General features: G+C 70.7%; 23 protein-coding genes. 13 read left to right on the top strand and 10 right to left on the bottom strand.

The genetic code is table 11. The annotated features are described in order from the left end of the window. Positions 1-19 precede the first annotated feature (19 nt). The 7 genes from ACIPSJ_RS11360 to ACIPSJ_RS11390 all read left to right on the top strand — a co-directional run bounded on the left by ACIPSJ_RS11360 (position 20) and on the right by ACIPSJ_RS11390 (position 8,556). Positions 20-1,051, top strand: coding sequence for a BMP family ABC transporter substrate-binding protein (locus tag ACIPSJ_RS11360; protein ID WP_359218069.1), 1,032 nt, complete (start codon positions 20-22; stop codon positions 1,049-1,051). Between the two features lie 244 nt (positions 1,052-1,295). Next, on the top strand, positions 1,296-2,342 hold the full coding sequence (locus ACIPSJ_RS11365; protein WP_355715637.1) for a BMP family ABC transporter substrate-binding protein: 1,047 nt from the start codon (positions 1,296-1,298) through the stop codon (positions 2,340-2,342). A 374-nt stretch (positions 2,343-2,716) separates the two neighbouring features. After that, positions 2,717-4,414, top strand: a complete 1,698-nt coding sequence (locus tag ACIPSJ_RS11370) for an ABC transporter ATP-binding protein (RefSeq protein ID WP_401346216.1) — start codon at positions 2,717-2,719, stop codon at positions 4,412-4,414. After that, entirely contained in the window at positions 4,414-5,535 is a 1,122-nt protein-coding gene (locus ACIPSJ_RS11375; protein WP_359218072.1) for an ABC transporter permease, read from the top strand. The genes ACIPSJ_RS11370 and ACIPSJ_RS11375 overlap by 1 nt, the downstream gene beginning before the upstream one ends. Further along, entirely contained in the window at positions 5,535-6,797 is a 1,263-nt protein-coding gene (locus ACIPSJ_RS11380) for an ABC transporter permease (RefSeq protein ID WP_401345210.1), read from the top strand. Before ACIPSJ_RS11375 ends, ACIPSJ_RS11380 begins: the two co-directional genes overlap by 1 nt. Next, a complete protein-coding gene (locus ACIPSJ_RS11385) occupies positions 6,794-7,198 on the top strand; it encodes a cytidine deaminase (protein WP_316777293.1) in 405 nt (134 codons plus the stop codon). The genes ACIPSJ_RS11380 and ACIPSJ_RS11385 overlap by 4 nt, the downstream gene beginning before the upstream one ends. A gap of 80 nt (positions 7,199-7,278) precedes the next feature. Next, positions 7,279-8,556 carry a thymidine phosphorylase gene (locus ACIPSJ_RS11390; RefSeq protein WP_359218172.1) on the top strand — a complete coding sequence of 426 codons (1,278 nt, stop codon included), beginning with the start codon at positions 7,279-7,281 and terminating at the stop codon, positions 8,554-8,556. A gap of 29 nt (positions 8,557-8,585) precedes the next feature. Here the strand turns inward: ACIPSJ_RS11390 and ACIPSJ_RS11395 are convergent, their stop codons facing one another. Continuing rightward, on the bottom strand, positions 8,586-9,506 hold the full coding sequence (locus ACIPSJ_RS11395) for an AEC family transporter (RefSeq protein ID WP_401345213.1): 921 nt from the start codon (positions 9,504-9,506) through the stop codon (positions 8,586-8,588). A 152-nt stretch (positions 9,507-9,658) separates the two neighbouring features. On the opposite strand from ACIPSJ_RS11395, the gene ACIPSJ_RS11400 reads away from it, so the two are divergent. Next, positions 9,659-10,045 (top strand): STAS domain-containing protein, encoded by a 387-nt coding sequence (locus ACIPSJ_RS11400; RefSeq protein ID WP_355715624.1) that lies wholly within the window; start codon positions 9,659-9,661, stop codon positions 10,043-10,045. Here the strand turns inward: ACIPSJ_RS11400 and ACIPSJ_RS11405 are convergent. Both ACIPSJ_RS11405 and ACIPSJ_RS11410 read right to left on the bottom strand, forming a co-directional pair. Beyond that, positions 9,929-10,942, bottom strand: coding sequence for a sigma-70 family RNA polymerase sigma factor (locus ACIPSJ_RS11405; protein WP_359218079.1), 1,014 nt, complete (start codon positions 10,940-10,942; stop codon positions 9,929-9,931). The two genes, ACIPSJ_RS11400 and ACIPSJ_RS11405, sit on opposite strands and share 117 nt — an antisense overlap. A gap of 220 nt (positions 10,943-11,162) precedes the next feature. After that, positions 11,163-12,431: an MFS transporter gene (locus tag ACIPSJ_RS11410; RefSeq protein WP_401345215.1), complete on the bottom strand. Its 1,269-nt coding sequence runs from the start codon at positions 12,429-12,431 to the stop codon at positions 11,163-11,165. Positions 12,432-12,494: 63 nt separating this feature from the next. On the opposite strand from ACIPSJ_RS11410, the gene ACIPSJ_RS11415 reads away from it, so the two are divergent. Next, entirely contained in the window at positions 12,495-13,448 is a 954-nt protein-coding gene (locus tag ACIPSJ_RS11415) for a LysR family transcriptional regulator (protein ID WP_359218083.1), read from the top strand. Positions 13,449-13,548: 100 nt separating this feature from the next. Here the strand turns inward: ACIPSJ_RS11415 and ACIPSJ_RS11420 are convergent, their stop codons facing one another. Continuing rightward, a complete protein-coding gene (locus ACIPSJ_RS11420; protein WP_359218085.1) occupies positions 13,549-14,313 on the bottom strand; it encodes an alpha/beta hydrolase in 765 nt (254 codons plus the stop codon). Positions 14,314-14,437: 124 nt separating this feature from the next. On the opposite strand from ACIPSJ_RS11420, the gene ACIPSJ_RS11425 reads away from it, so the two are divergent. Together ACIPSJ_RS11425 and ACIPSJ_RS11430 are read left to right on the top strand one after the other, a co-directional pair. Continuing rightward, a complete protein-coding gene (locus ACIPSJ_RS11425) occupies positions 14,438-15,595 on the top strand; it encodes an adenosine deaminase (protein WP_359218087.1) in 1,158 nt (385 codons plus the stop codon). A 151-nt stretch (positions 15,596-15,746) separates the two neighbouring features. Continuing rightward, a complete protein-coding gene (locus tag ACIPSJ_RS11430) occupies positions 15,747-16,100 on the top strand; it encodes an ATP-binding protein (protein WP_355715606.1) in 354 nt (117 codons plus the stop codon). A 95-nt stretch (positions 16,101-16,195) separates the two neighbouring features. Here ACIPSJ_RS11430 and ACIPSJ_RS11435 read toward each other — a convergent pair whose 3' ends face one another. From ACIPSJ_RS11435 to afsQ1, 5 genes are all read right to left on the bottom strand, one after another. After that, positions 16,196-16,396: a PspC domain-containing protein gene (locus ACIPSJ_RS11435; RefSeq protein ID WP_355715604.1), complete on the bottom strand. Its 201-nt coding sequence runs from the start codon at positions 16,394-16,396 to the stop codon at positions 16,196-16,198. 95 nt (positions 16,397-16,491) lie between these two features. Continuing rightward, positions 16,492-17,043 carry a VanZ family protein gene (locus tag ACIPSJ_RS11440; protein WP_359218088.1) on the bottom strand — a complete coding sequence of 184 codons (552 nt, stop codon included), beginning with the start codon at positions 17,041-17,043 and terminating at the stop codon, positions 16,492-16,494. A 202-nt stretch (positions 17,044-17,245) separates the two neighbouring features. Further along, entirely contained in the window at positions 17,246-17,848 is a 603-nt protein-coding gene (locus tag ACIPSJ_RS11445; protein ID WP_401345219.1) for a hypothetical protein, read from the bottom strand. Continuing rightward, complete coding sequence (locus tag ACIPSJ_RS11450) at positions 17,848-19,449, bottom strand: HAMP domain-containing sensor histidine kinase (protein ID WP_359218091.1); 1,602 nt, start codon at positions 19,447-19,449, stop codon at positions 17,848-17,850. Before ACIPSJ_RS11450 ends, ACIPSJ_RS11445 begins: the two co-directional genes overlap by 1 nt. Further along, a complete protein-coding gene (afsQ1, locus tag ACIPSJ_RS11455) occupies positions 19,446-20,123 on the bottom strand; it encodes a two-component system response regulator AfsQ1 (protein ID WP_177232965.1) in 678 nt (225 codons plus the stop codon). The genes ACIPSJ_RS11450 and afsQ1 overlap by 4 nt, the downstream gene beginning before the upstream one ends. A 267-nt stretch (positions 20,124-20,390) precedes the next feature. Between afsQ1 and ACIPSJ_RS11460 the strand changes: the two genes are divergently transcribed. Further along, positions 20,391-21,137: a SigE family RNA polymerase sigma factor gene (locus ACIPSJ_RS11460; RefSeq protein WP_359218093.1), complete on the top strand. Its 747-nt coding sequence runs from the start codon at positions 20,391-20,393 to the stop codon at positions 21,135-21,137. Between the two features lie 245 nt (positions 21,138-21,382). On the opposite strand, the gene ACIPSJ_RS11465 is transcribed toward ACIPSJ_RS11460, so the two are convergent. Beyond that, positions 21,383-22,024 (bottom strand): uridine kinase, encoded by a 642-nt coding sequence (locus ACIPSJ_RS11465; protein WP_359218095.1) that lies wholly within the window; start codon positions 22,022-22,024, stop codon positions 21,383-21,385. A gap of 127 nt (positions 22,025-22,151) precedes the next feature. Between ACIPSJ_RS11465 and ACIPSJ_RS11470 the strand changes: the two genes are divergently transcribed. After that, positions 22,152-22,559, top strand: a complete 408-nt coding sequence (locus tag ACIPSJ_RS11470; RefSeq protein WP_401345222.1) for a hypothetical protein — start codon at positions 22,152-22,154, stop codon at positions 22,557-22,559. The last annotated feature ends 27 nt before the right edge of the window (positions 22,560-22,586 follow it).

Raw genomic sequence — 22,586 nt, forward strand, 5'->3', positions numbered from 1 at the left:
ACGGTTCTCCCAGGCAGCGGTGACCGTCGCGGTCCTCGCCCTGGCCGCCGCCGGTTGCGGTAAGTCCAGCTCGGACAGTGGTGCCACCAGCACCAACTCGTCCGGAAAGTACAACGGCAAGGGCATAGGCCTCGCCTACGACATCGGCGGCAAGGGCGACCAGTCCTTCAACGACGCCGCCTACGCCGGCTTCGAGAAGGCCGAGAAGGAGTTCGGCATCGGCGGCCGGGACATCGAGCCGCAGGACGGCGAGTCCGACGCCGACAAGGTGCAGCGTCTCGACACGCTCGCCAAGGCCGGCTACAACCCGATCATCGGGGTCGGCTACTCCTACGCGCCCGCCGTCAAGGAGGTCGCCGCGAAGTACCCGAACATCACCTTCGGCATGATCGACGACTCGACGATCAACGCGAAGAACGTCGTCGACATGGTGTTCGCCGCCGAGCAGTCCTCGTACCTGGCCGGTGTCGCCGCCGCGTCCGCCACCAAGAAGGACCACATCGGGTTCATCGGCGGCGTGGACATCCCGCTGATCCACACCTTCGAGGCCGGGTTCGACCAGGGCGCCAAGTCCGTCAACCCGAAGATCAAGATCGAGTCGCAGTACCTCACGCAGACGGCCGCCGAGGGCGGGTTCTCCAGCCCGGACAAGGGCAAGACCGCAGCCCAGGGTCAGATCGACGCCGGCGCCGACGTGATCTACCACGCGGCCGGTCTCTCCGGCCAGGGCGTGATCGAGGCCGCCGCCACCGCCAAGGTGTGGGCGATCGGCGTCGACTCCGACCAGTACGCGCAGGACGCGCTCGCCAAGTACAAGGACTACATCCTCGGCTCGGCCCTGAAGAACGTCGGCGGCGCCGTGTACGACCTGGTGAAGTCGGTCTACGAGGGCAAGCCGGAGAGCGGTGTCGTCAACGGCACCCTCAAGACCGGCGGCGTCGGCTTCGCCGACACCAACCCGAAGTACAAGGCCCTGACCAAGGTCGTCGCGGCTGTCGACAAGGCCAAGCAGGACATCGTCGACGGCAAGGTGACCGTCAACACCAAGTAATGCGACACATATATGCGGCCAGGTGATCAACCGGCCGCAGCTCGACGGCCGCGTGCGCGCCGTTGCAGTTCATGCGCCCCTTGCCTCCCGCAAGGGGCGCAGTGCTGTCCGTAACCTTGGCCGTGACTGTGGCCACAGCTAGATAACGGACCGGACATTGGGGGTTTTCCGTCTGGTCTACGCGCGTTACGCTGCGGCGGAACCAGCGCCTGGTTTGGGCGCGTGCACGAAGGAGTCAAGTTCCATGCGCCGGGTGTCCCGTATCGCGGTTGCGGGCGTTGCAACCGCAGCCCTCGCTGCCACCGTATCCGCCTGTGGCAGCTCGTCCACCTCGTCCTCCAGCAGCAAGGGCAAGGACCTCGGTCTGGCTCTCGCCTACGACGTCGGTGGCAAGGGCGACCAGTCCTTCAACGACGCCGCGACCGCCGGCCTGGACAAGGCCGACCAGGAGTACGGCTACAAGTCCACCGCCGTCGAGCCGCAGGACGGCGAGTCGGACGCCGACAAGGTCCAGCGTCTGGAGACGCTCGCCAAGCAGGGCTACAACCCGGTGATCGGCGTCGGCTACTCCTACGCGCCCGCCGTCAAGGAGGTCGCGGCCAAGTTCCCGAAGGTCACCTTCGGCATCATCGACGACAACACCATCAAGGCCGACAACGTCGCCGACCTCGTCTTCCACGAGGAGCAGGCGTCCTACCTCGCCGGTGTCGCCGCCGCCAAGGCCACCAAGACCAACACCGTGGGCTTCATCGGCGGTGTGGACGTGCCGCTGATCCACAAGTTCGAGGCCGGCTTCGAGCAGGGCGTCGCGGACACCAAGAAGGGCGTCAAGGTCAAGTCGCAGTACCTGACCGAGACCGCCGCCGAGGGTGGCTTCTCCAGCCCGGACAAGGGCAAGACCGCCGCCGACGGCCAGATCGACGCCGGTGCCGACGTCGTCTACGCCGCCGCCGGCCTGTCCGGCCAGGGCGTCATCCAGTCCGCCGCCGAGCACAAGGTGTGGGCGATCGGTGTCGACTCGGACCAGTACAAGCAGGACGCGCTGGCCAAGTACAAGGACTACATCCTCACCTCGGCGATGAAGGACGTCGCCGGCGCGGTCTACAACCTGGCCAAGTCCGTCCACGACGGCAAGCCGGAGACCGGTGAGATCCGCGCCAGCCTGGCCACCGGCGGTGTGAGCCTCGCCGACTCCAACCCGACCTTCAAGAGCAACGCCGACATCCAGGCCGCGCTCAAGAAGGCCGAGGCCGGTATCAAGGACGGCTCGATCACGGTCAAGACCTCCTGACCCAGGGGTCATGACCTTGTCGTAGGCATGGTCAAAGGCGCGCCGTAATGGCAGCGTTACGGCCACGGAACGGGGTGCGGGAAGGATGACCTTCCCGCGCCTCTGCCGTAGATCCAGGGATCCGGGGATCCGGTGCCCCGGGAATCCGGTGACCCGGGTGGGGTCCCGGACGCGGGTCCGAGCGTTCGGTCAGGAAGCTCGGGTGCGGGTCCGGGGATCGTCCGGTGATCCCGGTGCGGCGGGGGCAATCCCCCTTCGCGCGGCAGAATGCTCGGAACGGATCGAGAGTCGAAAAAGCTCGGTCAGGTCCGGGCACTATTTAAAGCAGGGGCGCTACGCGCGTAGAGCGGCCCCTTTCCCGAGGAGAGTGCGCCATCGACGCGTCCAGCAGCCCTCCGCTCACCGCAGAGACGACAGCCGCGGTCGAGCTGGCGGGGATCACCAAGCGATTCCCCGGTGTCGTGGCCAACCACGACATCCACCTGAGCGTCCGCAAGGGCACCGTCCATGCCCTGGTCGGTGAGAACGGGGCCGGCAAGTCGACCCTGATGAAGATCCTCTACGGCATGCAGAAGCCGGACGAGGGCACCATCGCGATCGACGGCGAGCAGGTCACCTTCTCGTCCCCCGCCGACGCCATCGCGCGCGGCATCGGCATGGTCCACCAGCACTTCATGCTGGCGGACAACCTGACGGTGCTGGAGAACGTCGTGCTCGGCAGCGAGAAGCTGTACGGCATCGGCGGCAACGCCCGGAAGAAGATCAAGGAGATCTCCGACCGGTACGGCCTCGGTATCCGCCCCGACGCCCTGGTCGAGGACCTCGGCGTCGCCGACCGGCAGCGCGTGGAGATCCTCAAGGTCCTCTACCGCGGCGCCAAGACCCTGATCCTCGACGAGCCCACCGCCGTCCTGGTCCCGCAGGAGGTCGACGCGCTCTTCGACAACCTGCGCGAGCTGAAGTCCGAGGGCCTGTCGGTCATCTTCATCTCCCACAAGCTGGGCGAGGTGCTCTCCGTCGCCGACGACATCACCGTCGTCCGGCGCGGTACGACGGTGGGCACCGCGGTGCCCTCGAAGACCACCCCGCGCCAGCTCGCCGAGCTGATGGTCGGCAGCGAGCTGCCCACCCCGGAGACCGCCGAGTCCACCGTCACCGACCAGGCCGTCGTCACGGTGAAGAACCTCACCGTCTACGCCAGCGGCGGCATCGCCTCCCTCGGCGAGGTCGGCGCCCAGCCCGAGACCGCCACGGTCGGCTCGGCCGGCGCCACGGCCCGCGGCGACGTGCTCGACGAGGCCACCACCCCCGGTGCCGCCAAGCGCGTCCTCGACGACGTCTCCTTCACCATCCACGCCGGTGAGGTCATGGGCATCGCCGGTGTCGAGGGCAACGGCCAGACCGAGCTGATCGACGCGCTCATCGGCACCCGCAACGCCGACTCCGGCGCGATCGAGTTCCTCGGCGAGGACATCACCGGCTGGGCCACCCGCAAGCGCCGCGAGTCCGGCGTCGGCTACATCCCCGAGGACCGGCACCGCCAGGGCCTGCTCCTGGAGTCGCCGCTCTGGGAGAACCGCATCCTCGGCCATGTCACCGAGAAGCCCAACGCGAAGGGCTTCTGGCTGGACATCAAGGGCGCCCAGGCCGACACCCGCCGGATCGTCGAGGAGTACGACGTCCGCACCCCCGGCATCGACGTCACCGCCGCCTCCCTCTCCGGCGGCAACCAGCAGAAGCTGATCGTCGGCCGCGAGATGAGCCACAGCCCGAAGTTCCTGATCGCCGCCCACCCCACCCGCGGTGTGGACGTCGGCGCCCAGGCGCAGATCTGGGACCGCATCCGCGAGGCCCGCCGCGAGGGCCTGGCCGTGCTGCTGATCTCCGCCGACCTCGACGAGCTGATCGGCCTGTCGGACACCCTGCGCGTGATCTACGACGGAAAGCTGGTCGCGGACGCCGACCCGGCCACCATCACGCCCGAGGAACTGGGCTCGGCCATGACAGGTGCCGCCAGCGGCCACCTGGAGCATCACGACGCGAACGATGTGTCCGGGGAGGACCAGGACTGATGAAGAAGTTCGACAAGGAGCGCGTGCTCCTCGCGGTGGCCGGACCGGTCATCGCGCTCGTGCTGGCGATCGCGCTGACGTCGATCGTGCTGCTGGCCTCGAACCGCAACCCGTTCGAGCCGTACGTGCTGATGCTCCAGCAGCTGCCGTACTCGGACATCCAGGTCCTGATCATCAACCAGGCGGCGATGTACTACATCGCGGCCATCGCGGTCGCCCTCGGCTTCCGGATGAACCTGTTCAACATCGGCGTCGACGGCCAGTACCGGCTCGCCGCCGTGATGACGGCCGTGGTCGGCGCCAACATCGGACTGCCCGCCTTCCTGCAGATCCCGATGCTGCTCCTGGTCGCCATGTTCACCGGCGCCTTCTGGGCCGGTATCGCGGGCGTCCTCAAGGTCACCCGAGGGGTCAGCGAGGTCGTCTCCACGATCATGCTGAACGCCATCGCCACCAGCGTCATCGGCTACGTCACCCTCGCGAACGTGTGGGGCGTCCAGGTCGGCAACAACATGACGACCGGCGACATGAAGAAGTCCGGCTGGTTCCCCGGCATCAACCTGGGCTCCGACGTCGGCGAGATCTACGGCATGGTGTTCGTCGCCATCGCCCTCGGCGTCGCCTACTGGGTGGTCCTCAACCGCACCCGCTTCGGCTTCGACCTGCGCGCCACCGGCGCCTCCGAGTCCGCCGCGGCCGCCTCCGGCGTCGACGCCAAGCGCATGGTCCTGATCTCCATGCTGATCTCCGGCGCCGTCTCCGGCCTCGCGGGCCTGCCGCTGCTGCTCGGCGACACCCACACCTACAGCCTGAGCTTCCCGGCCGGCCTCGGCTTCACCGCCATCGGCATCGCCCTGCTCGGCCGCAACAACCCCGGCGGCATCGCCTTCGCCGCCCTCCTGTGGGCCTTCCTCGACAAGGCCTCGCCCGCCCTCGACTACGCGACCCCGGTCGCGTACGAGAAGGAGATCGCCACGATCATGCAGGGCCTGATCGTCTTCTCCGTCGTCATCTCCTACGAAGCCGTACGCCAGTGGGGCCTGCGCCGCCAGCAGCGCCAGGTCGGCGCGGAGCTCGCCGCGGCCGCCGCCCAGAACACCAAGAAGGAGGTGGCGGCCTGATGTCCACCGCGACCATCGCCAAGCCGCAGGCGAAGCAGCCCGGCAAGGGCGGCCGCCGAATGTCGCTCCCGGTACTCCTGCTGGTCATCGCGGGCGTCCTGATCCTCACCTCGGCCGTCCGCCTGATCACCGGCGCCGACGGCATCACCTCGACCGGCCAGATGTCCACCGCGCTGCGCCTCGCCGTGCCGATCGGCCTCGCCGGTCTCGGCGGCCTGTGGGCCGAGCGCGCGGGCGTCGTCAACATCGGCCTCGAAGGCATGATGATCCTCGGCACCTGGTTCGGCGCCTGGGCCGGCTACCAGTGGGGACCCTGGGTCGGCGTGGTCTTCGGCATCCTCGGCGGCGCGCTCGGCGCCCTCCTGCACGCCGTCGCCACCGTCACCTTCAACGTCAACCACATCGTCTCCGGTGTGGCCCTGAACATCCTCGCCCTGGGCACCACCCGCTACCTCTCGAAGTTCACCTTCGAGAACGCGGAGGGCGGCTCCTCCAAGCAGTCCCCGCCGATCGACTCGATCGGCACGTTCAGCGTGCCAGGACTGTCCGACTGGCTGAACACGCTCAACGAGAAGCACTGGTTCCTGATCTCCGACATCGCCGGCCTGGTCGGCGGTCTGCTGACCGACCTGTCCCCGCTGACGGTCGTCGCGGTCGCCCTCGTACCGATCACCTGGTGGGTCCTGTGGCGCACGGCCTTCGGCCTGCGCCTGCGCTCCTGCGGTGAGAACCCGGTCGCGGCCGAGTCCCTCGGCGTGAACGTCTACAAGTACAAGTACATCGCGGTGATCATCAGCGGCGGCTTCGCGGGCCTCGGCGGCGCCTTCCTCTCCATCGTCGCCTCCAACGTGTACCTCGACGGCCAGACGGCCGGCCGCGGTTACATCGGTCTCGCCGCGATGATCTTCGGCAACTGGATGCCGGGCGGCCTGGCCCTCGGCGCCGGCCTGTTCGGCTACACCGACAGCCTCAACCTGCGCGGCGGCACGGTGAACGTCCACGCGCTGATCCTGCTGATCGCGATCCTGCTGGTGTTCGGCGCCGCCTACCTGGCCTGGAGGAAGAAGTACATCCCGGCGGCGATCACCATCGTGATCTCGGTCCTGATGTTCATCTGGTACGCCTCCACCAACGAGGTCCCGCGCCAGCTCGTGACCGCGACCCCGTACCTCGTGACCCTGCTGGTGCTCTCGCTGTCCGCGCAGTCCCTGCGGATGCCGAAGGCGGACGGTCTGCCGTACCGGAAGGGACAGGGCAAGTGACGGCCGCGGCCGCGGACTTCGACTGGGAGCCCCTGCGGGCCGAGGCACGGGAGGCCATGTCGCACGCCTACGCCCCGTACTCGGGATTCCCCGTAGGGGTCGCGGCCCTGGTCGACGACGGCCGCACGGTCACCGGCTGCAACGTGGAGAACGCGTCCTACGGCCTGGGCCTGTGCGCCGAGTGCGGCCTTGTCTCCCAGCTCCAGCGCACGGGCGGCGGCCGCCTCACCCACTTCACCTGCGTGGACGGCACGGGCGGGCTCCTCGTCCCGTGCGGCCGCTGCCGCCAGCTGCTCTACGAGTTCGGCGGCCCGGACCTCCTCCTGGACACCCCGGAGGGCGTCCTGCCCCTCTCCGAGATGCTGCCCCAGGCCTTCGGCCCGGCCCATCTCACCAAGTAATCCCGTACGGCCCCTCCCCGCCCGTCCGCGCGGAGGGGCCGTACGCTTCGCACTTCTTCGAAGGGAACGCCATGGCCGCCATGGACGCCATCTCCGTCATCCGCACCAAGCGCGACCGCGGTGAGCTCAGCGACCAGCAGATCGACTGGGTCATCGACGCCTACACGCGCGGCGAGGTCGCCGACGAGCAGATGTCGTCGCTCGCGATGGCCATCCTCCTCAACGGCATGAACCGCCGCGAGATCGCCCGCTGGACCGCCGCGATGATCGCCTCCGGTGAGCGCATGGACTTCTCCTCGCTGTCCCGCCCGACGGCCGACAAGCACTCGACGGGCGGCGTCGGCGACAAGATCACGCTGCCGCTGGCCCCCCTCGTGGCGGCCTGCGGCGCGGCCGTCCCGCAGCTCTCCGGCCGCGGCCTCGGCCACACCGGCGGCACCCTCGACAAGCTGGAGTCCATCCCCGGCTGGCGCGCCCTGCTCTCCAACGAGGAGATGCTGAACGTCCTCGACACCACCGGCGCGGTCATCTGCGCGGCGGGCGACGGCCTGGCCCCCGCTGACAAGAAGCTCTACGCGCTCCGTGACGTCACCGGCACGGTCGAGGCGATCCCGCTGATCGCCTCCTCGATCATGTCGAAGAAGATCGCCGAGGGCACCGGCTCCCTGGTCCTGGACGTCAAGGTCGGCACCGGCGCCTTCATGAAGACCATCGAGGACGCCCGCGAGCTGGCCTCGACGATGGTCGGCCTCGGCACCGACCACGGCGTGAAGACGGTCGCCCTCCTCACCGACATGTCCACCCCGCTCGGCCTCACCGCCGGCAACGCCCTCGAAGTCCGCGAGTCGGTCGAGGTCCTCGCCGGCGGCGGGCCCTCCGACGTCGTGGAACTCACCCTCGCCCTGGCCCGCGAGATGCTCGACGCGGCCGGAGTCAAGGACGCCGACCCGGCGAAGGCCCTCGCCGACGGCTCGGCGATGGACGTCTGGCGCCGGATGATCGCGGCCCAGGGCGGCGACCCGGACGCGACCCTGCCGGTGGCCCGCGAGCAGCACGTCATCACGGCCCCGTCCTCCGGCGTCCTGACCCGCCTCGACGCCTACGGCATCGGCGTCGCCGCCTGGCGCCTGGGCGCCGGCCGCGCCCGCAAGGAGGACCCGGTGCAGGCCGGCGCCGGCATCGAACTCCACGCCAAGCCCGGCGACACGGTCACCGCCGGCCAGCCCCTCCTCACCCTCCACACCGACACCCCGGAACGCTTCGAGTACGCCCTCCAGTCGGTCGAGGGCTCGTACGACATCGCGGCGGCCGGTACGGCCTTCACGGCGTCGCCCGTCGTGCTGGAGCGCATCGCCTGACGAGGGTGCGGCAAGGCGCTGCCGGGGTGTCACCCCAGCAGCGCCGCCACGACCACCAGTACCGGTACCGCGAGCACCGTCGACAGCAGGATCGAGTCGCGGGCCAGTTCCTCGCCGACGCGGTAGGTGCTGGCGTAGGTGTAGAGGTTCTGGGCGGCGGGGAGGGCCGAGGTGACCGTCACGTCGAGCAGGGGGGCTCCGTGGAGGTCGAAGACCATGGAGGCCAGGGCCCAGGCGGCGAGGGGCTGGCCGACCGACTTCAGGGCGACGGACAGGAGGACGGGGTGGCGGTCGCGGCCCCGGCCGGGGAGCGTGCTGCCGTGCAGGGAGATGCCGAAGGCCAGCAGGACCGCCGGGACGGACATGTTGCCGATCAGGGTGAGCGGGTCCATCACCGGGCCGGGGACATGGACGCCCAGGCCGGAGACCGCGACGCCGGACAGTGAGCCCACGGCTATCGGGTTGCGCAGCGGGGCGAGCAGGCGCCGCCACCACGGGCCCTTCTCGCCCATCCCCGACAGGTCCAGGATCGTCAGGGCGACCGGGGTGAGGACCACCACCTGGAAGAGCAGCACCGGTGCCACCAGGGACGCGTCGCCCAGGACGTACACCGCGATCGGGATGCCGAGGTTGCCGGAGTTGACGTAGCTGGAGCAGAGCGCGCCGATCGTGGTGCGGCCCACGCCCCAGTGGCGCCCGACCCCCACCGCCACGAACGCGCCGGCCGCCGCCGCCGTGCTCAGCGCCGTCACCAGGAGACGGCTGGAGAAGATCACCGCCAGATCGGCCCGGGCGAGGGTGGTGAAGAGCAGGGCGGGGGAGGCGACGTGGAACGCGAGCTTGGTGAGCACCTCGCGGCCGTTCACGCCCAGGTGACCGCCGCGGCCCAGGACATAGCCGACGGCGATGACGATCGCGATGACCGCGAAACCGCTCAGCACCCCCTGCACGGGACCCCCTCGGCGGTAGCCGGGAGGCCGTCGGACATCGGGGGCGGTGCTGATCCATGGGGCATACAGCTAACCCTCGGGTGCGGTCAGGTGCAGGTCAACGTTGTGACCCTTGTGATCTGCGCGACCGTACGGAGAACCGTCCCCTACCGATGAGTTGGGCGGCCGTCGGCGGTCTACCGCCCGTGGATGCCGTGACCCCCGCCGTGCTCATGCTGTCGGGCCCCGTCGCCAGGGACGAGGTGCCGGGGCTCTGCGACCACGTGCGCGTGCTGCTCCGGGCCGGCGCGGCCCGGACCGTCGTCTGCGACGTGGGCGGTCTCGGGCCGCCGGGGCTCGGCGCGGTGGATCTGCTGGCCCGGCTGGAGCTGACGGCCCGCCGGGCCGGCGGACGGATCCGGCTGCGGGACCCCGACCCGGCGCTACGCTCCCTCCTCCGTTTCGTCGGCCTTCGCCTCCAGGTGGAGGGGGAGGTCGAAGAGCGGGAACCAGCGCTTGGTGTCGAGGAAGAAGTGGAACCCGGTGAGCCGGCCGTCTGAGATCTCCAGGACCTGGATCGACCAGGGGCTCCAGCCGCCGGTGTCCGGGTCGGGCTTGTACTGGGCGAACCCGGGCAGGCCGTTGACCTGGACCGGGAACAGTCGTGAGCCCTCGCAGGCGGAGCCGATGGTGGTCATGAAGCCGGCGATGTCCTCGTGGCCGGTGAGCCACAGGTCGAACGGCGGCATCGTCATGATCGCGTCCTCGTGCAGGAGCGCGGTCAGGGCGGTCATGTCGTAGCCCTCGAAGGCCGCGACATAGCGCTCCAGGAGCTTCTGCTGTTCCTCGTCGAGGGCGTTGGAGACCTCGGCACCGGCGCCCGACTGCTGCTGCTCGGCCAGCGTGGCGCGGGCCCGCTGCAGCGCGCTGTTGACCGAGGCCACCGAGGTGCCGAGCAGCTCGGCGACCTCGCTCGCCTTCCAGGCCAGCACCTCGCGCAGGATCAGCACCGCCCGCTGCTTGGGCGGCAGCTGCTGCAGGGCTGCCATGAAGGCGAGCCGGATGGACTCCTTGGCCACGGCCGCCTCCGCCGGGTCGTGCAGGGACGGCAGCACGCGCGCGTCGGGCACCGGCTCCAGCCAGGTGTTGTCGGGCCGAGGGGAGAGCGCCGCCTGGGCCAGCGGCGTCGAATCGGAGAGGTCCATCGGGCGGGCCCGCTTGTTGCCCGCGTTCAGCATGTCCAGGCAGACGTTCGTCGCGATCCGGTACAGCCACGACCGCAGGCTGGAGCGGCCTTCGAACTTCTCGTGGCTCCGCCAGGCCCGCACGAGGGTGTCCTGTACCGCGTCCTCGGCCTCGAAGGACGAGCCGAGCATGCGGTAGCAGTACCCGGTCAGCTCGGTCCGGTGCTTCTCCAGTGCGACGTCCAGCTCCGCCGTCGCCGTGCTGTCACTCATTGCCGTCCACCCACCCCTGTGGCCGTTCCTGTTCGCGCGCCGTCGCGCTCCAGCACTTCGGAAGCTACCGCAGCCCACTGACAATGACCCCAGAAGTGCGGAAAAGCCCAGCTGAGTACCGGTAGAGGCTGGCCGGTAAAGCCGAACTGGACGACCGAGAGCACCTTCCCGGCCGTTCACGGCCGAGAAGGTGACGGACACGAGCGGATACGGGGAGCTCTTACGAGTGGGCGGGGACCGGGGCGCGGCGCGCGGCCAGTGAGCCGAGGACGGTGAGGGTCACGACGCCCAGGATCGCCAGCAGGCCGACGCCGACCGTGCCGGACCAGCCGCTCGCGTGGAAGGCCAGTGCGCCGACCGTGCTGCCCGCGCTGGAGCCGATGTAGTACGCCGACTGGTAGAGGGCCGAGGCCTGGGCCCTGCCGTGGGTCGCCGTCCTGCTGACCGCCGAGGAGGCCACCGCGTGGCCCGCGAAGAAGCCCGCGGTGATCAGGACCAGGCCCAGCAGGACCAGCGGGAGCGAGTCGGCCAGCGAGAGCAGCAGCCCCGCGGCCGTCGTACCGCCGCCCAGGTAGAGGGCGCCCCGGCGGCCCAGGCGGCCGACCAGCCGGCCCGCCGTGGACGCCGACACCGTACCCACCAGGTACACCAGGAAGATCGAGCCGATGACGCCCTGGGGGAGCGAGAACGGCTCCTCGGTCAGGCGGTAGCCGATCACCGTGTACACCCCGCCGAAGACGGTCATGAAGAGCGCGCCGATCGCGTACAGGCGGCGCAGCAGCGGGTTGGCGAGGTGGTCGCGGACCGTGGCGAGCAGCCGGCGCGGGTGCAGCGAGCCCGCCTTGAAGTGCTTCGGCGCGGGCAGCAGCAGCCGGAAGGCCACCGCGCAGCCCACCGCGATCAGGCCGACGGTGCCGACGGCGACCCGCCAGCCCCACTCCTGCGCGACCCAGCCGGTGATGACCCGGCCGCTCATCCCGCCGACGCTGTTGCCCGCGACGAACAGGCCGATCGCCGTGACCAGCGCCCGCGGCCGGACCTCCTCCGCCAGATAGGCGGTCGCCGACGCCGGCAGCCCGGCCAGCGCCGCGCCCTGTACACCGCGCAGCACCACCAGCACGCCGAGCGAGGGCGCGAAGGGGACCAGCAGACTCACGGTCACCGCCACCGCCAGCGACGCCGTCATGACCGTACGGCGTCCGAAGCGCTCCGACAGCGCGCTCATCGGGATGACGAACAGCGCCAGACCGCCGGTCGCCGCCGCCACCGTCCAGCTCGCGTCGCTCGCGCTCACCCCGAAGCCGTCCGAGATCAGCGGCAGCAGGGCCTGCGTGGAGTAGAGGAGGGCGAAGGTCGCGACACCGGCGAGGAAGAGCGCAAAGCTCATCCGGCGGTAGCCGGGACCGCCTGGCGTCAGACGGGAGTCGGGGGCGGCGAGGGACGGAACGGCGTCCAGGGTGGTGGACGCCCCGGTACTGGCGGGAGACATGCCTCGAACGTACGGACCCGCCCGCTGATCCGTCCAATGCATGGAATCGCCATAATCGTTCCCATGGAGCATCAGCAGAGGTCAGCGGGGCGCCTGTCACCGTCCAGTGACACAGAAGACATGACGATGTTGCTGGCTCCACGCCTCGCGTACTTCGCCGGCGTGGCCCGCACGGAGCATGTCACCAGGGCCGCCCAGGAACTTGAGGTCCCCCAGTCCACCCTCTCCCGCGCGATGGCCCGCCTGGAGCAGGACCTGGGCGTCGACCTCTTCGCCCGCCACGGCCGCACGGTCTCCCTCACCCCCGCCGGCCGCACCTTCCTCACCTCGGTCGAACGCGCCCTCGCCGAGATCCGGCGCGCCGCCGACGAGGTCCGCGCCGACGCCGACCCCACCACCGGCAAGGTCGCCTTCGGCTTCCTGCACACCATGGGCGCCGAGACCGTCCCCGGCCTCCTCCACGCCTTCCGCGCCGACCACCCCCGCATCCGCTTCAGCCTCGTCCAGAACTACGGCGAGGCGATGATCGAGAAACTCCGCGCGGGCGAACTGGACCTCTGCCTGACCTCCCCCGTCCCGGACGCCCCCGATCTCGTCGCCCGCCGCCTCGACGAACAGAAGCTCCGCCTGGTGGTGCCGGCCGACCACCCCCTCGCCACCCGCCGCCGCATCCGCCTCGCCGAGGCCGCCGACGAGACCTTCGTGACCCTCGAACCCGGCTACGGCCTGCGCCGCATCACCGACGACCTCTGCCAGGAGGCCGGCTTCAGGCCGCGCATCGCCTTCGAGGGCGAGGAGGCGGAGACGCTGCGGGGCCTGGTGGCGGCGGGGCTGGGGGTGGCGCTCCTGCCCCCACCGGCCTTTCCCCGCCCGGGAGTCGCCGAACTGACGGTCACGGCCCCACGGGCGGCGAGAGAGATCGGCGTGGCGTGGCTGGACGGCCACCCCGACACCCCACCGGTGGCCGCCTTCAAGAAGTTCCTGCTGTCGAGAAGGGGAAACTTGCTTCCCACCTAGGTGCGGCGCCCCGTCAGGGGCGCTGGGGGTACCCCCGGCCGAAGGCTGGGGGAGGAACTGCGCGACCGGCCACCACGCACCCGCACCCCGAACCCGAACCTCAGCCCTTACGCAGCGACCGCCCGAAGCCCGCGGCAAGTGGCATCCGCAACCCGATCGGCGGCGGCGCCGCCAACGCGTCCTCCACCGGCCGCGACACCGTATGCCCGTACAACGCCCCCATCACGAAATCCGACGCCAGCGCCAGCACCTCGTCCCGGTGCTGATGCAACCCGTGCCCGTCCGAGTGCACCTCGAACCGGCACACCTCCCGGTTCGCCTTCTTCGCCCGTGCCGCCAGCTGGAACGACAGCTCCGGATCGGTGCGTTCGTCGTTCGTGCCGTGCACGAACAGCACCCGTCGCCCCACCAGCTGGCGAACCGGTTCCTCGGGTGCCGCCACATCCGTCTCCGGCAGCCAGGGGGCGATGGAGACGACGGAGTTGACCGCCTCGTGCCCGCCCGCGTGCAGCGCGGCCCGGCCGCCCATCCCCACCCCGAGCAGGCACACCGGCACATCGCCGTACCGCCGCACCACCTCGTCGGTCGCCCAGCTCGCGTCCCCCGCGAGGTTCGCCTCGGTGCCGTTCCAGCCGCGACAGCGGTAGTGGACGACGTGCGCGGCCAGCCCCTCGTCCCGGCCGTCGCGGGCGAGCCGGCGGCCGAGCGCGCGGACGAAGGCCGTCGCCCATACGAGGGACGGGCGGCGCGCGGAGACCTCCTCCCCGCCGGGGAGGAGCAGGACCGCCCCGCTCACCGTCGTCGGCTCCTGGCCGACTGCCCTGCTCAGGCTGGCCGTTCGGACCGGCGTCGCTTGCTGTGCCATGACAGAACAGTGTCAGAAGAAGCGGTGTACGCGACCCGTCCGTGCGGTCACCGTTGCGTATCGACGGCAAAGGGAATTCATCGAGTACCCAGCGATCTACGCGCGTAGGAGTTACAGTGCGGAAATGACGAGCCAGAGCACCGCGAACACCCCGACGCCGGAGCAGATCCGCCGGGCACCGAAGGTTCTGCTGCACGACCACCTGGACGGCGGCCTGCGTCCCGGCACCGTCGCCGACCTCGCCCGGGAGACCGGCTGCACCGGGCTCCCCGAGACCGATCCGGACAAGCTCGGCATCTGGTTCCGCGAGGCCGCCGACTCCGGCTCGCTGGAGCGGTATCTGGAGACGTTCTCGCACACCGTCGGAGTCATGCAGACCCGGGACGCGCTCGTCCGGGTGGCGCGCGAGTGCGCCGAGGACCTCGCCGAGGACGGTGTCGTCTACGCCGAGGTGCGCTACGCCCCCGAGCAGCACCTGGAGCGGGGGCTGACCCTCGAAGAGGTCGTCGAGGCGGTCAACGAGGGCTTCCGCCAGGGCGAGGCCCTCGCCAGGGAGAACGGCCGGCGGATCCGGGTCGGCGCCCTGCTCACCGCGATGCGGCACGCGGCCCGCTCCCTGGAGATCGCCGAACTCGCCAACCGCTACCGGGACCTGGGTGTCGTCGGCTTCGACATCGCCGGCGCCGAGGCCGGCTACCCGCCCACCCGGCACCTCGACGCCTTCGAGTACCTCAAGCGCGAGAACAACCACTTCACCATCCACGCCGGCGAGGCCTTCGGGCTGCCGTCGATCTGGCAGGCGCTCCAGTGGTGCGGCGCCGACCGGCTCGGGCACGGGGTGCGGATCATCGACGACATCCAGGTCCACGAGGACGGCACGGTCAAGCTCGGCCGCCTCGCCTCCTACGTCCGCGACAAGCGGATCCCGCTGGAACTGTGCCCCAGCTCCAACCTCCAGACCGGGGCCGCCGACTCCTATGCCGGGCACCCGATCGGGCTGCTGCGCCGGCTGCACTTCCGGGCCACCGTGAACACGGACAACCGGCTGATGTCCGGGACCAGCATGAGCCGGGAATTCGAGCATCTCGTCGAGGCGTTCGGTTACACGCTCGACGACCTGCAGTGGTTCTCCGTCAATGCGATGAAATCAGCGTTCATTCCTTTCGATGAACGCCTGGCCATGATCAATGACGTGGTCAAGCCCGGTTATGCGGAACTCAAATCCGAATGGCTGTTCCGGCAGACCGCTTCCACCAGCGGTTCTGTCGACTCGGAGGACTGAGCGGGCGTCCGGACGGGGCGCGGAATACGGACAGGCTTTCACAAGTCGTCCGCATTTCGGTGTTTGCGGCGGGCGGTCCGGCATGTTTACGGTCGAGGACCGCTCAGCGCGTTATCGATCCCCGTCACCGCATTCCAAGGACGCATCAACGATGAAGCAGTCTGCTGCCAAGACCCTCGGTGTCGCCGCCCTCGGCGCCGCCTTCGCCGCCGTCGGCGCGGGCGCGGCCAACGCGGCCCCGGCCGTCCCGGACGCCCCGCAGGCCCTGGACACCGTCACCAGGACGCTGCCCGCCGAGAACGTCTCCAAGGCCCTGCCGGGCGCCGGTGAGGCCGTCCAGCAGGCGCAGGGCGCGCTCGGCGGCGGGCTGACCGCCGTCCAGCCGGCCGTTCAGCAGGTTCTCGCCGACGGCCCGACCAAGCCGGTCGCGGGCCTCCTCGGCGGGCTGCCGCTGCAGGGCCTGCCCACCCACGGCCTGCCGGTGAACGGGATCCCGCTCGGCTGACCCACCCGGCCGACGCGACGCCGTCGGGGCGCCCCGGACACATGTCCGGGGCGCCCCGACGGCGTTTGTCGCACCACGGGCGACCCGCGCGCGCATCACCAGGCGGTGGAGGCCTTCTCCTCCGAGGGGAGGAGGATCCACAGCGCGATGTAGAGCACGAACTGCGGCCCCGGCAGCAGGCAGGACAGCAGGAAGATCACCCGCATCGTGGTGGCGGAGGTGCCGAAGCGCCGGGCCAGCGCGGCGCACACTCCGCCGATCATGCGGCCATGGGTGGGGCGGGCGAGGCTGGACATCCGCGGCTCCTTCGTGAGCATCCGGTCCGAGGCGGCCCCTGCGGCCCCTCGTATGCCCTCTACGCTACGGAGACGAACCGGGTCGAAGCGTCGCTCTACGGTGCGATCCCGACCCTGGGAATCGTCGGGGTACGACCCTGAGCCGCTTCCTCCTGGGGGAGGGCCGCGGGGCGCCGCCGCTCACCCTGCCGGCGGAGCCGGGAACGGACCGCCGGAACCACCGCCAGATGCGCGAGGACCACGCCGACGGTGTTGAGCAGAACCGAGTCGACGTCCACCACACGACCGGGCACCCCGGTCTGCAGCAGGGCGATGCCCAGCGAGATCAGGGCGCCCGCGGTGGCCGTACGGACCAGGGAGGCGAGCGGGGAGACCCGGAGTCTGCCGTGCGCCATCGGCAGCAGCACCCCCAGCGGGGCGAGCAGCGCCAGCCCCTCACCGATCCGGTGCGCGGCCTCGCGCCAGCCCAGCGCCAGATCGGCGCGGATACCGGCGAACGGGTGCAGGTTGGCGGGCATCACCCAGGGCACGTCCAGCGGCCGCAGCATCAACCAGGCGACGAACGCGAGATGTGCGACAAGGAGGACACCCCCTGTCACACGGACGCGAATCCCGGCGCTGCCGCCGATGGAGCCTTGACGCTGCACGCCCCCCAAGACGCGCCCGCGCACACGATCGGTTCCGGATACGACGATGAGGCCTCGGACACACGATACGGACAGCGCCCCTTCAGGGGCGCTGGGGGTACCCCCGGCCGAAGGCCGGGGGAGGAACTGCGCGACCAGCCACAACGAACCCGCACCCGCCGCACGACCCTCCCCGGCACCCCGCCAGGCGCCCCGACGCCCCTCACGCCGAAGCGACCTCGCTGGACGGCGGCCGATTCCCGCTCGGCGCGTTCCGGACGGAATCCGTGCACTCGTACCGCCGCAACGGCTCCGTCCCCGGCCCGCCCAGGATCACCGACCCGTCCCCCTCCGCCGCCGCCGAGTCGGACAGCGTGCACACGATCTGGGCGAGCGCGTACGACGTCAGCTGCGGCGGCGACGTGCTCAGCCGCAGCGTGTCGTCGGGGTCCCCGGCGCGCGGCCCGCCGACGCTCATCCCGCCCCGCACGTACGTCGTGTAGCCGGCGTCCTTCTCGGCGGCCGACGGCGTCTCGGCCAGCTGGTCCAGCAGCCCCTGGGCGACGATCACCCGCCGCTGCGCGTCCGCCGTGCCCTCCGGGACCCGCACCTCCCGGTCCACGGTCACCAGCGAGGCGCCGCACAGCAGGAACACCTGCACCGGCACCCCGCGTGCGGTCTGCGCCGACAGATCCGGCTGGGTCATCGAGCACGGCACCCGCGACGGCGCCCCGCCGAAGTCGGTCGGCACCTCCGTGGCCCGGATCCCGCACCCGGAGAGCGCCAGCGCCAGCCCGGCGACGGCCAGGAGTCTTCGTACGTGCATCAGGCGTCCTTCTCCCCGGCGGCCCCGGACTCCCCGGCGGCCCCGGCATCCCCGGTGGTCCCGCCGTCCTTGCTCTCCTCGGTCAGCGCCGAGGCGTCCCGGGGCAGCCGCAGCGTGAACACCGCGCCCCCCTCGGGAGAGTTGGCGGCGGTGATCGAGCCGCCGTGGATCCGGGCGTTCTCCGTCGCGATGGACAGGCCCAGGCCACTGCCCTCGGACCGCGGCCGGGAGGCGCTGGCCTTGTAGAACCGGTCGAAGACGTGCGGCAGCACGTCCTCCGGGATACCGGGCCCGTGGTCGCGTACGGCGATCACCAGCTCCTCCCCGTCGATCCGCACCGACACCCGTACCGGCGAACCGCCGTGCTTGAGCGCGTTGCCGATCAGGTTGGCGAGGATGACGTCGAGGCGGCGCGGGTCGAGGCGGGCGTGGATGCCGCGCTCGGCGTCCAGATCCACCGCGTCCAGCCAGGCGCGGGCGTCGATGCAGGCGGTGATCTGGTCGGCGAGGTCGACGTCGTCGAGGACGAGACGGGCCGTACCGGCGTCGAAGCGGGTGACCTCCATGAGGTTCTCGACGAGGTCGTTGAGGCGGCGCGTCTCGCTGACGACCAGCCGGACGGCGGGCTCGATCATCGGGTCCATCGACCCCGACTCCGCCTCCAGCTCCTCCTCCAGGATCTCCGTCACGGCGGTGATCGCGGTGAGCGGGGTCCGCAGCTCATGGCTCATGTCGGCGACGAACCGCCGGGACGCGTCGTCGCGCGCCGCCATGTCGTCGACCCGTTTCTCCAGCGCCTCGGCCGCGTCGTTGAACGTCCGGGACAGATCCGCGAGTTCGTCCGTCCCCGACACCCGCAGCCGGGTGTCCAGCTTGCCCTCACCGAGCCGCCGGGCGGCCACCCCCAGCCGGTGCACCGGCTTCAGCACCGTCGTGGCGGCGGCCTGCGCGAGCAGCGCCGAGCCGATCAGCGCCAGCCCGGTGGCGATCCCCAGCGACCACGCCAGCGAGTTGAGGTCCTTGGCCTCCGGCTCCAGCGACTTCATCATGTAACCGGTCGGCCCGCCGCCGATCAGCCGCGTCCCGGCGACGAGATACGGCGTCCCGTGGTCGACGACCCGCTGCCAGTACAGGTGGTACGTCGACTTGTTGGAGTCGGTCACCTTCTGCTGCTTGTCGACGGCCTTGCGCAGCGACGTCGGCACGTCGTCGAGCGCGAACGCGCTGAGCCCGTCCGAACTGCCGTACACCGTCTTGCCGTTGCCGTCCTGGCCGACCAGCAGCACGCTGAACCGCTGGCTGCTGTTGGCCATCTGCCCGGCCGTGCGCTGCAGTTCGTCCTGGGACGGGTGCACGGGCAGCGCGCCGGCCCGGTTCTGCATCTCCTGCTGGAAGTCGCGCAGCACCGCGTCCTGGGTACGGGTGAGCACGGCCTCGCGGTTGAGCCAGTACGCGATGCCGGACGCGGACACGGCGGCGGTCAGCGCGACGAGCCCGAAGACCACCACCAGCCGCAGCCGCAGACTGGTGAAGCGCAGCCGGGACACGGCTCCCTTGCGATCCGAGGCCCAGCCGCGGAAACCCTCTTGCCGGTCGGTCACTGAGGGGCGTCCAGGCGGTAGCCGACACCACGCACGGTACGGATCAGGGTCGGCGACGAGGGCACGTCCTCGACCTTGGCGCGCAGCCGCTGCACACAGGCGTCCACCAGCCGGGAGTCACCGAGGTAGTCGTGCTCCCAGACCAGCCGCAGCAGTTGCTGCCGGGACAGCGCCTGCCCCGGCCGCCGGCTCAGTTCGAGCAGCAGCCGCAGCTCGGTCGGGGTGAGCTGGAGGTCCTCGCCGTTCTTCGTCACGGTCATCGCGCTGCGGTCGATGACGACGTTGCCGAACGTCGCCGAGTCGGTGGACTCCCGCTCCCCGCGGCGCAGCACGGCCCGGATCCGGGCGTCGAGCACCCGCCCCTGGACGGGCTTGACGACATAGTCGTCGGCGCCGGACTCCAGGCCCACCACCACATCGATGTCATCGCTGCGCGCGGTGAGCAGGATGATCGGCAACTGGTCCGTGCGCCGGATGCGCCGGCACACCTCGAACCCGTCGATGCCGGGCAGCATGACATCGAGGACGATCAGATCGGGCCGCTGCTCGCGCAACAGCTTCAGACCGTCCTCACCGGTCGCAGCGGTGGCCACCCGGTGTCCCTGGCGGGTCAGAGAGAGCTCCAGGGCCGTGCGGATGGCGTCGTCGTCCTCGATCAGCAACAGGGAAGGCACGGGCTCATTCTGGCCCATGCGGGCCCCGTCGTACGACCTGTGCGGCTCGTAGCCGTCCGCGAACCTCTGTAGCGCCACCACCTGTGCACCCCCTGTCGACTCTCTGTGCCGGACCCCTGTGACAGGTCTGTGACAGTCGGCGGATACGGCCGTGAAGGTGGCCCGGCAGAGTTCTCGGCACAGGCAAGGCGAGCCACCGGCCAAGAGCCGGGCGGCACGGAGCCTGGGCAAGCCGAACTACCGGAAGTCCACGACGGGGGGCGCGAGATGAACACGCTGATCGGTCACAGCACCAGCGCAGTGATCACGCGTCTGCACGACGTGCACCGGGGTTCCGAGAAGTCCGGTGCCGTGAGCGGGCGGGGGTGCGCTCGCGGCACCGGGCGTCAGCACACCGGTTACATGACGGTGGTTGACGGCTTCACGGGGGAAGCACACGGGGGAACCGGGGGATCCGCATACGGGGAGGACACGGGGGAGCGTCGCTCGCTGACCGAGGCGGAGTTCACCGCCTACGTCCAGGAGCGCCGCGCCTCCCTGTACGCGACCGCCTACCACCTGACCGGCGACCGTTACGAGGCCGAGGACCTGCTGCAGAGCGCGCTGTTCTCGACGTACAAGGCGTGGGACCGGATCAGCGACAAGGCCGCGGTCGGCGGTTACCTCCGCCGCACCATGACCAACCTGCACATCAGCGCCTGGCGGCGCCGCAAGCTCAACGAGTACCCGACCGAGGAACTGCCGGAGACGCCCGGCGACACGGACGCGATGAGCGGCACCGAGCTGCGCGCGGTCCTGTGGCAGGCGCTCGCCCGGCTCCCCGAACTCCAGCGCACCATGCTGGTCCTGCGCTACTACGAGGGCCGCACGGACCCGGAGATCGCGGAGATCCTCGACATCAGTGTCGGCACGGTGAAGTCCAGCATCTGGCGGTCGCTCCGCCGGCTGCGCGAGGACGAGGTCCTCAGCTTCGGCCGTGACGAGGAGAACGCCTTCGGGGAGCTCGTCGCCTGAAGGTAAGGGGATCCGGGGGGATCCTGACGGGGAAACCGGGGGAACACGGGGGACCTGGGGGAGGGTCCGGGGGGACTCACGGGGGATACACGGGGGACAAGCGGGTCCGGGGGGACCTGGGGGAAAGCACGGGGGAGCTCCGCCACGGGGGACACGGGGGTGTTCGGCGGAGCAACGGGGGAAGCGGGACTGGAGGGCCGGGGGGTCCATCCAGTCCCGCTTTTTTTGCGGCTCCTCTACGACTGTTACGCCGGTGCCTGTGTCCGGTCCCGGCTCTGCCGGCCCACCGCGGCCGCCGCCATCCGGCCCAGTGCCTCGTCCCGGTCGCAGGGGTGCGCGCCCAGCGCCACCTGGCGGGCCACGATCGTGCGTTCCGCGCGCATCAGCCGCCAGCCGCGGCGCAGCAGGAACGGCACCGACTTGCGGCCCTCCCGGAGGTCCCGCAGGAAGCGGCGCCGGAACGTCTTCACCGGCCCCCGGCTCAGGCACAGCGCGTCGGCCAGCAGCCCCAGCTCACGGCAGCGCTCGACGATCTCGGCGGCGAAGATGCCCTCCGCGATGAAGAGCGGGGTGCGGCCGATGTCCAGCGTCTCCTCGCCGGTTCGGGCGCTCAGTGATATGTCATACACCGGTACGGCCGTCGAGCCCGTGGCGCACAGCCGTCCGATGGCCTCGACCGCGATCTCCGCGTCCCAGGACTCCGGGTGGTCCCAGTCGATGTCCGAACTCCCCGCCACCGACGGCAGGGTCGGGTCGTCGCCCTCCTTGTAGAAGTCGTCGAGACGCAGGACGGGCAGCCCGGAACGGGCGGCGACCAGTGACTTGCCCGAGCCCGAGGGGCCGCACAGCAGCACGACACGGGCGGGGGACGGGGGATGAATGCTCACGGAACACCAGTTTGACGCATGGTGGGCCTCCTGCCGACCCCGCGGGTCGGCTTTGGAGCGTGAGTCACACCTCAACTACCCTGTGTGCCGTCCTCATTACCCTGCGCACCGGAAGGTGGCACCAGCGATGTCCCGACACGCGTCCTCCCCGAACCCGACCGCTCGGCGTGCCCTGGCCGCCCTCGCCACGGCAGGGGTCGCGCTCGGCGCGGGCGCCGCGACGGCCGCCGCCGCGGACTCCCAGCCCGTACTGGACGTGGTCCGCACCCGGCCCACCTCGCTCGGCCAGATCGACCCGCAGGCGGGCATGCAGGCGCTGGGCGGCGTACTCCCGTACGTCACGGGACCGGTGGCGGGCCTGAAGCCCAACCCCCTCGCGGGCACGGGCGTGGACCCGCTGGACAACGGCATCGGCACCCAGCTGGCCGACTTCAAGCCCCTGACGTCGAAGATGCTGACGGGACCGCTGGCGCAGGCGCCGTCGATCGGGTCGCTTCCGGTGGTGGGACAGATCCTCGGAGGCGCCGGGCGCTGAGCGCCCCGTAGGGGCGCTGGGGGTACC

This window comes from Streptomyces sp. NPDC090088 (assembly GCF_044747345.1).
Classification (GTDB): domain Bacteria; phylum Actinomycetota; class Actinomycetes; order Streptomycetales; family Streptomycetaceae; genus Streptomyces.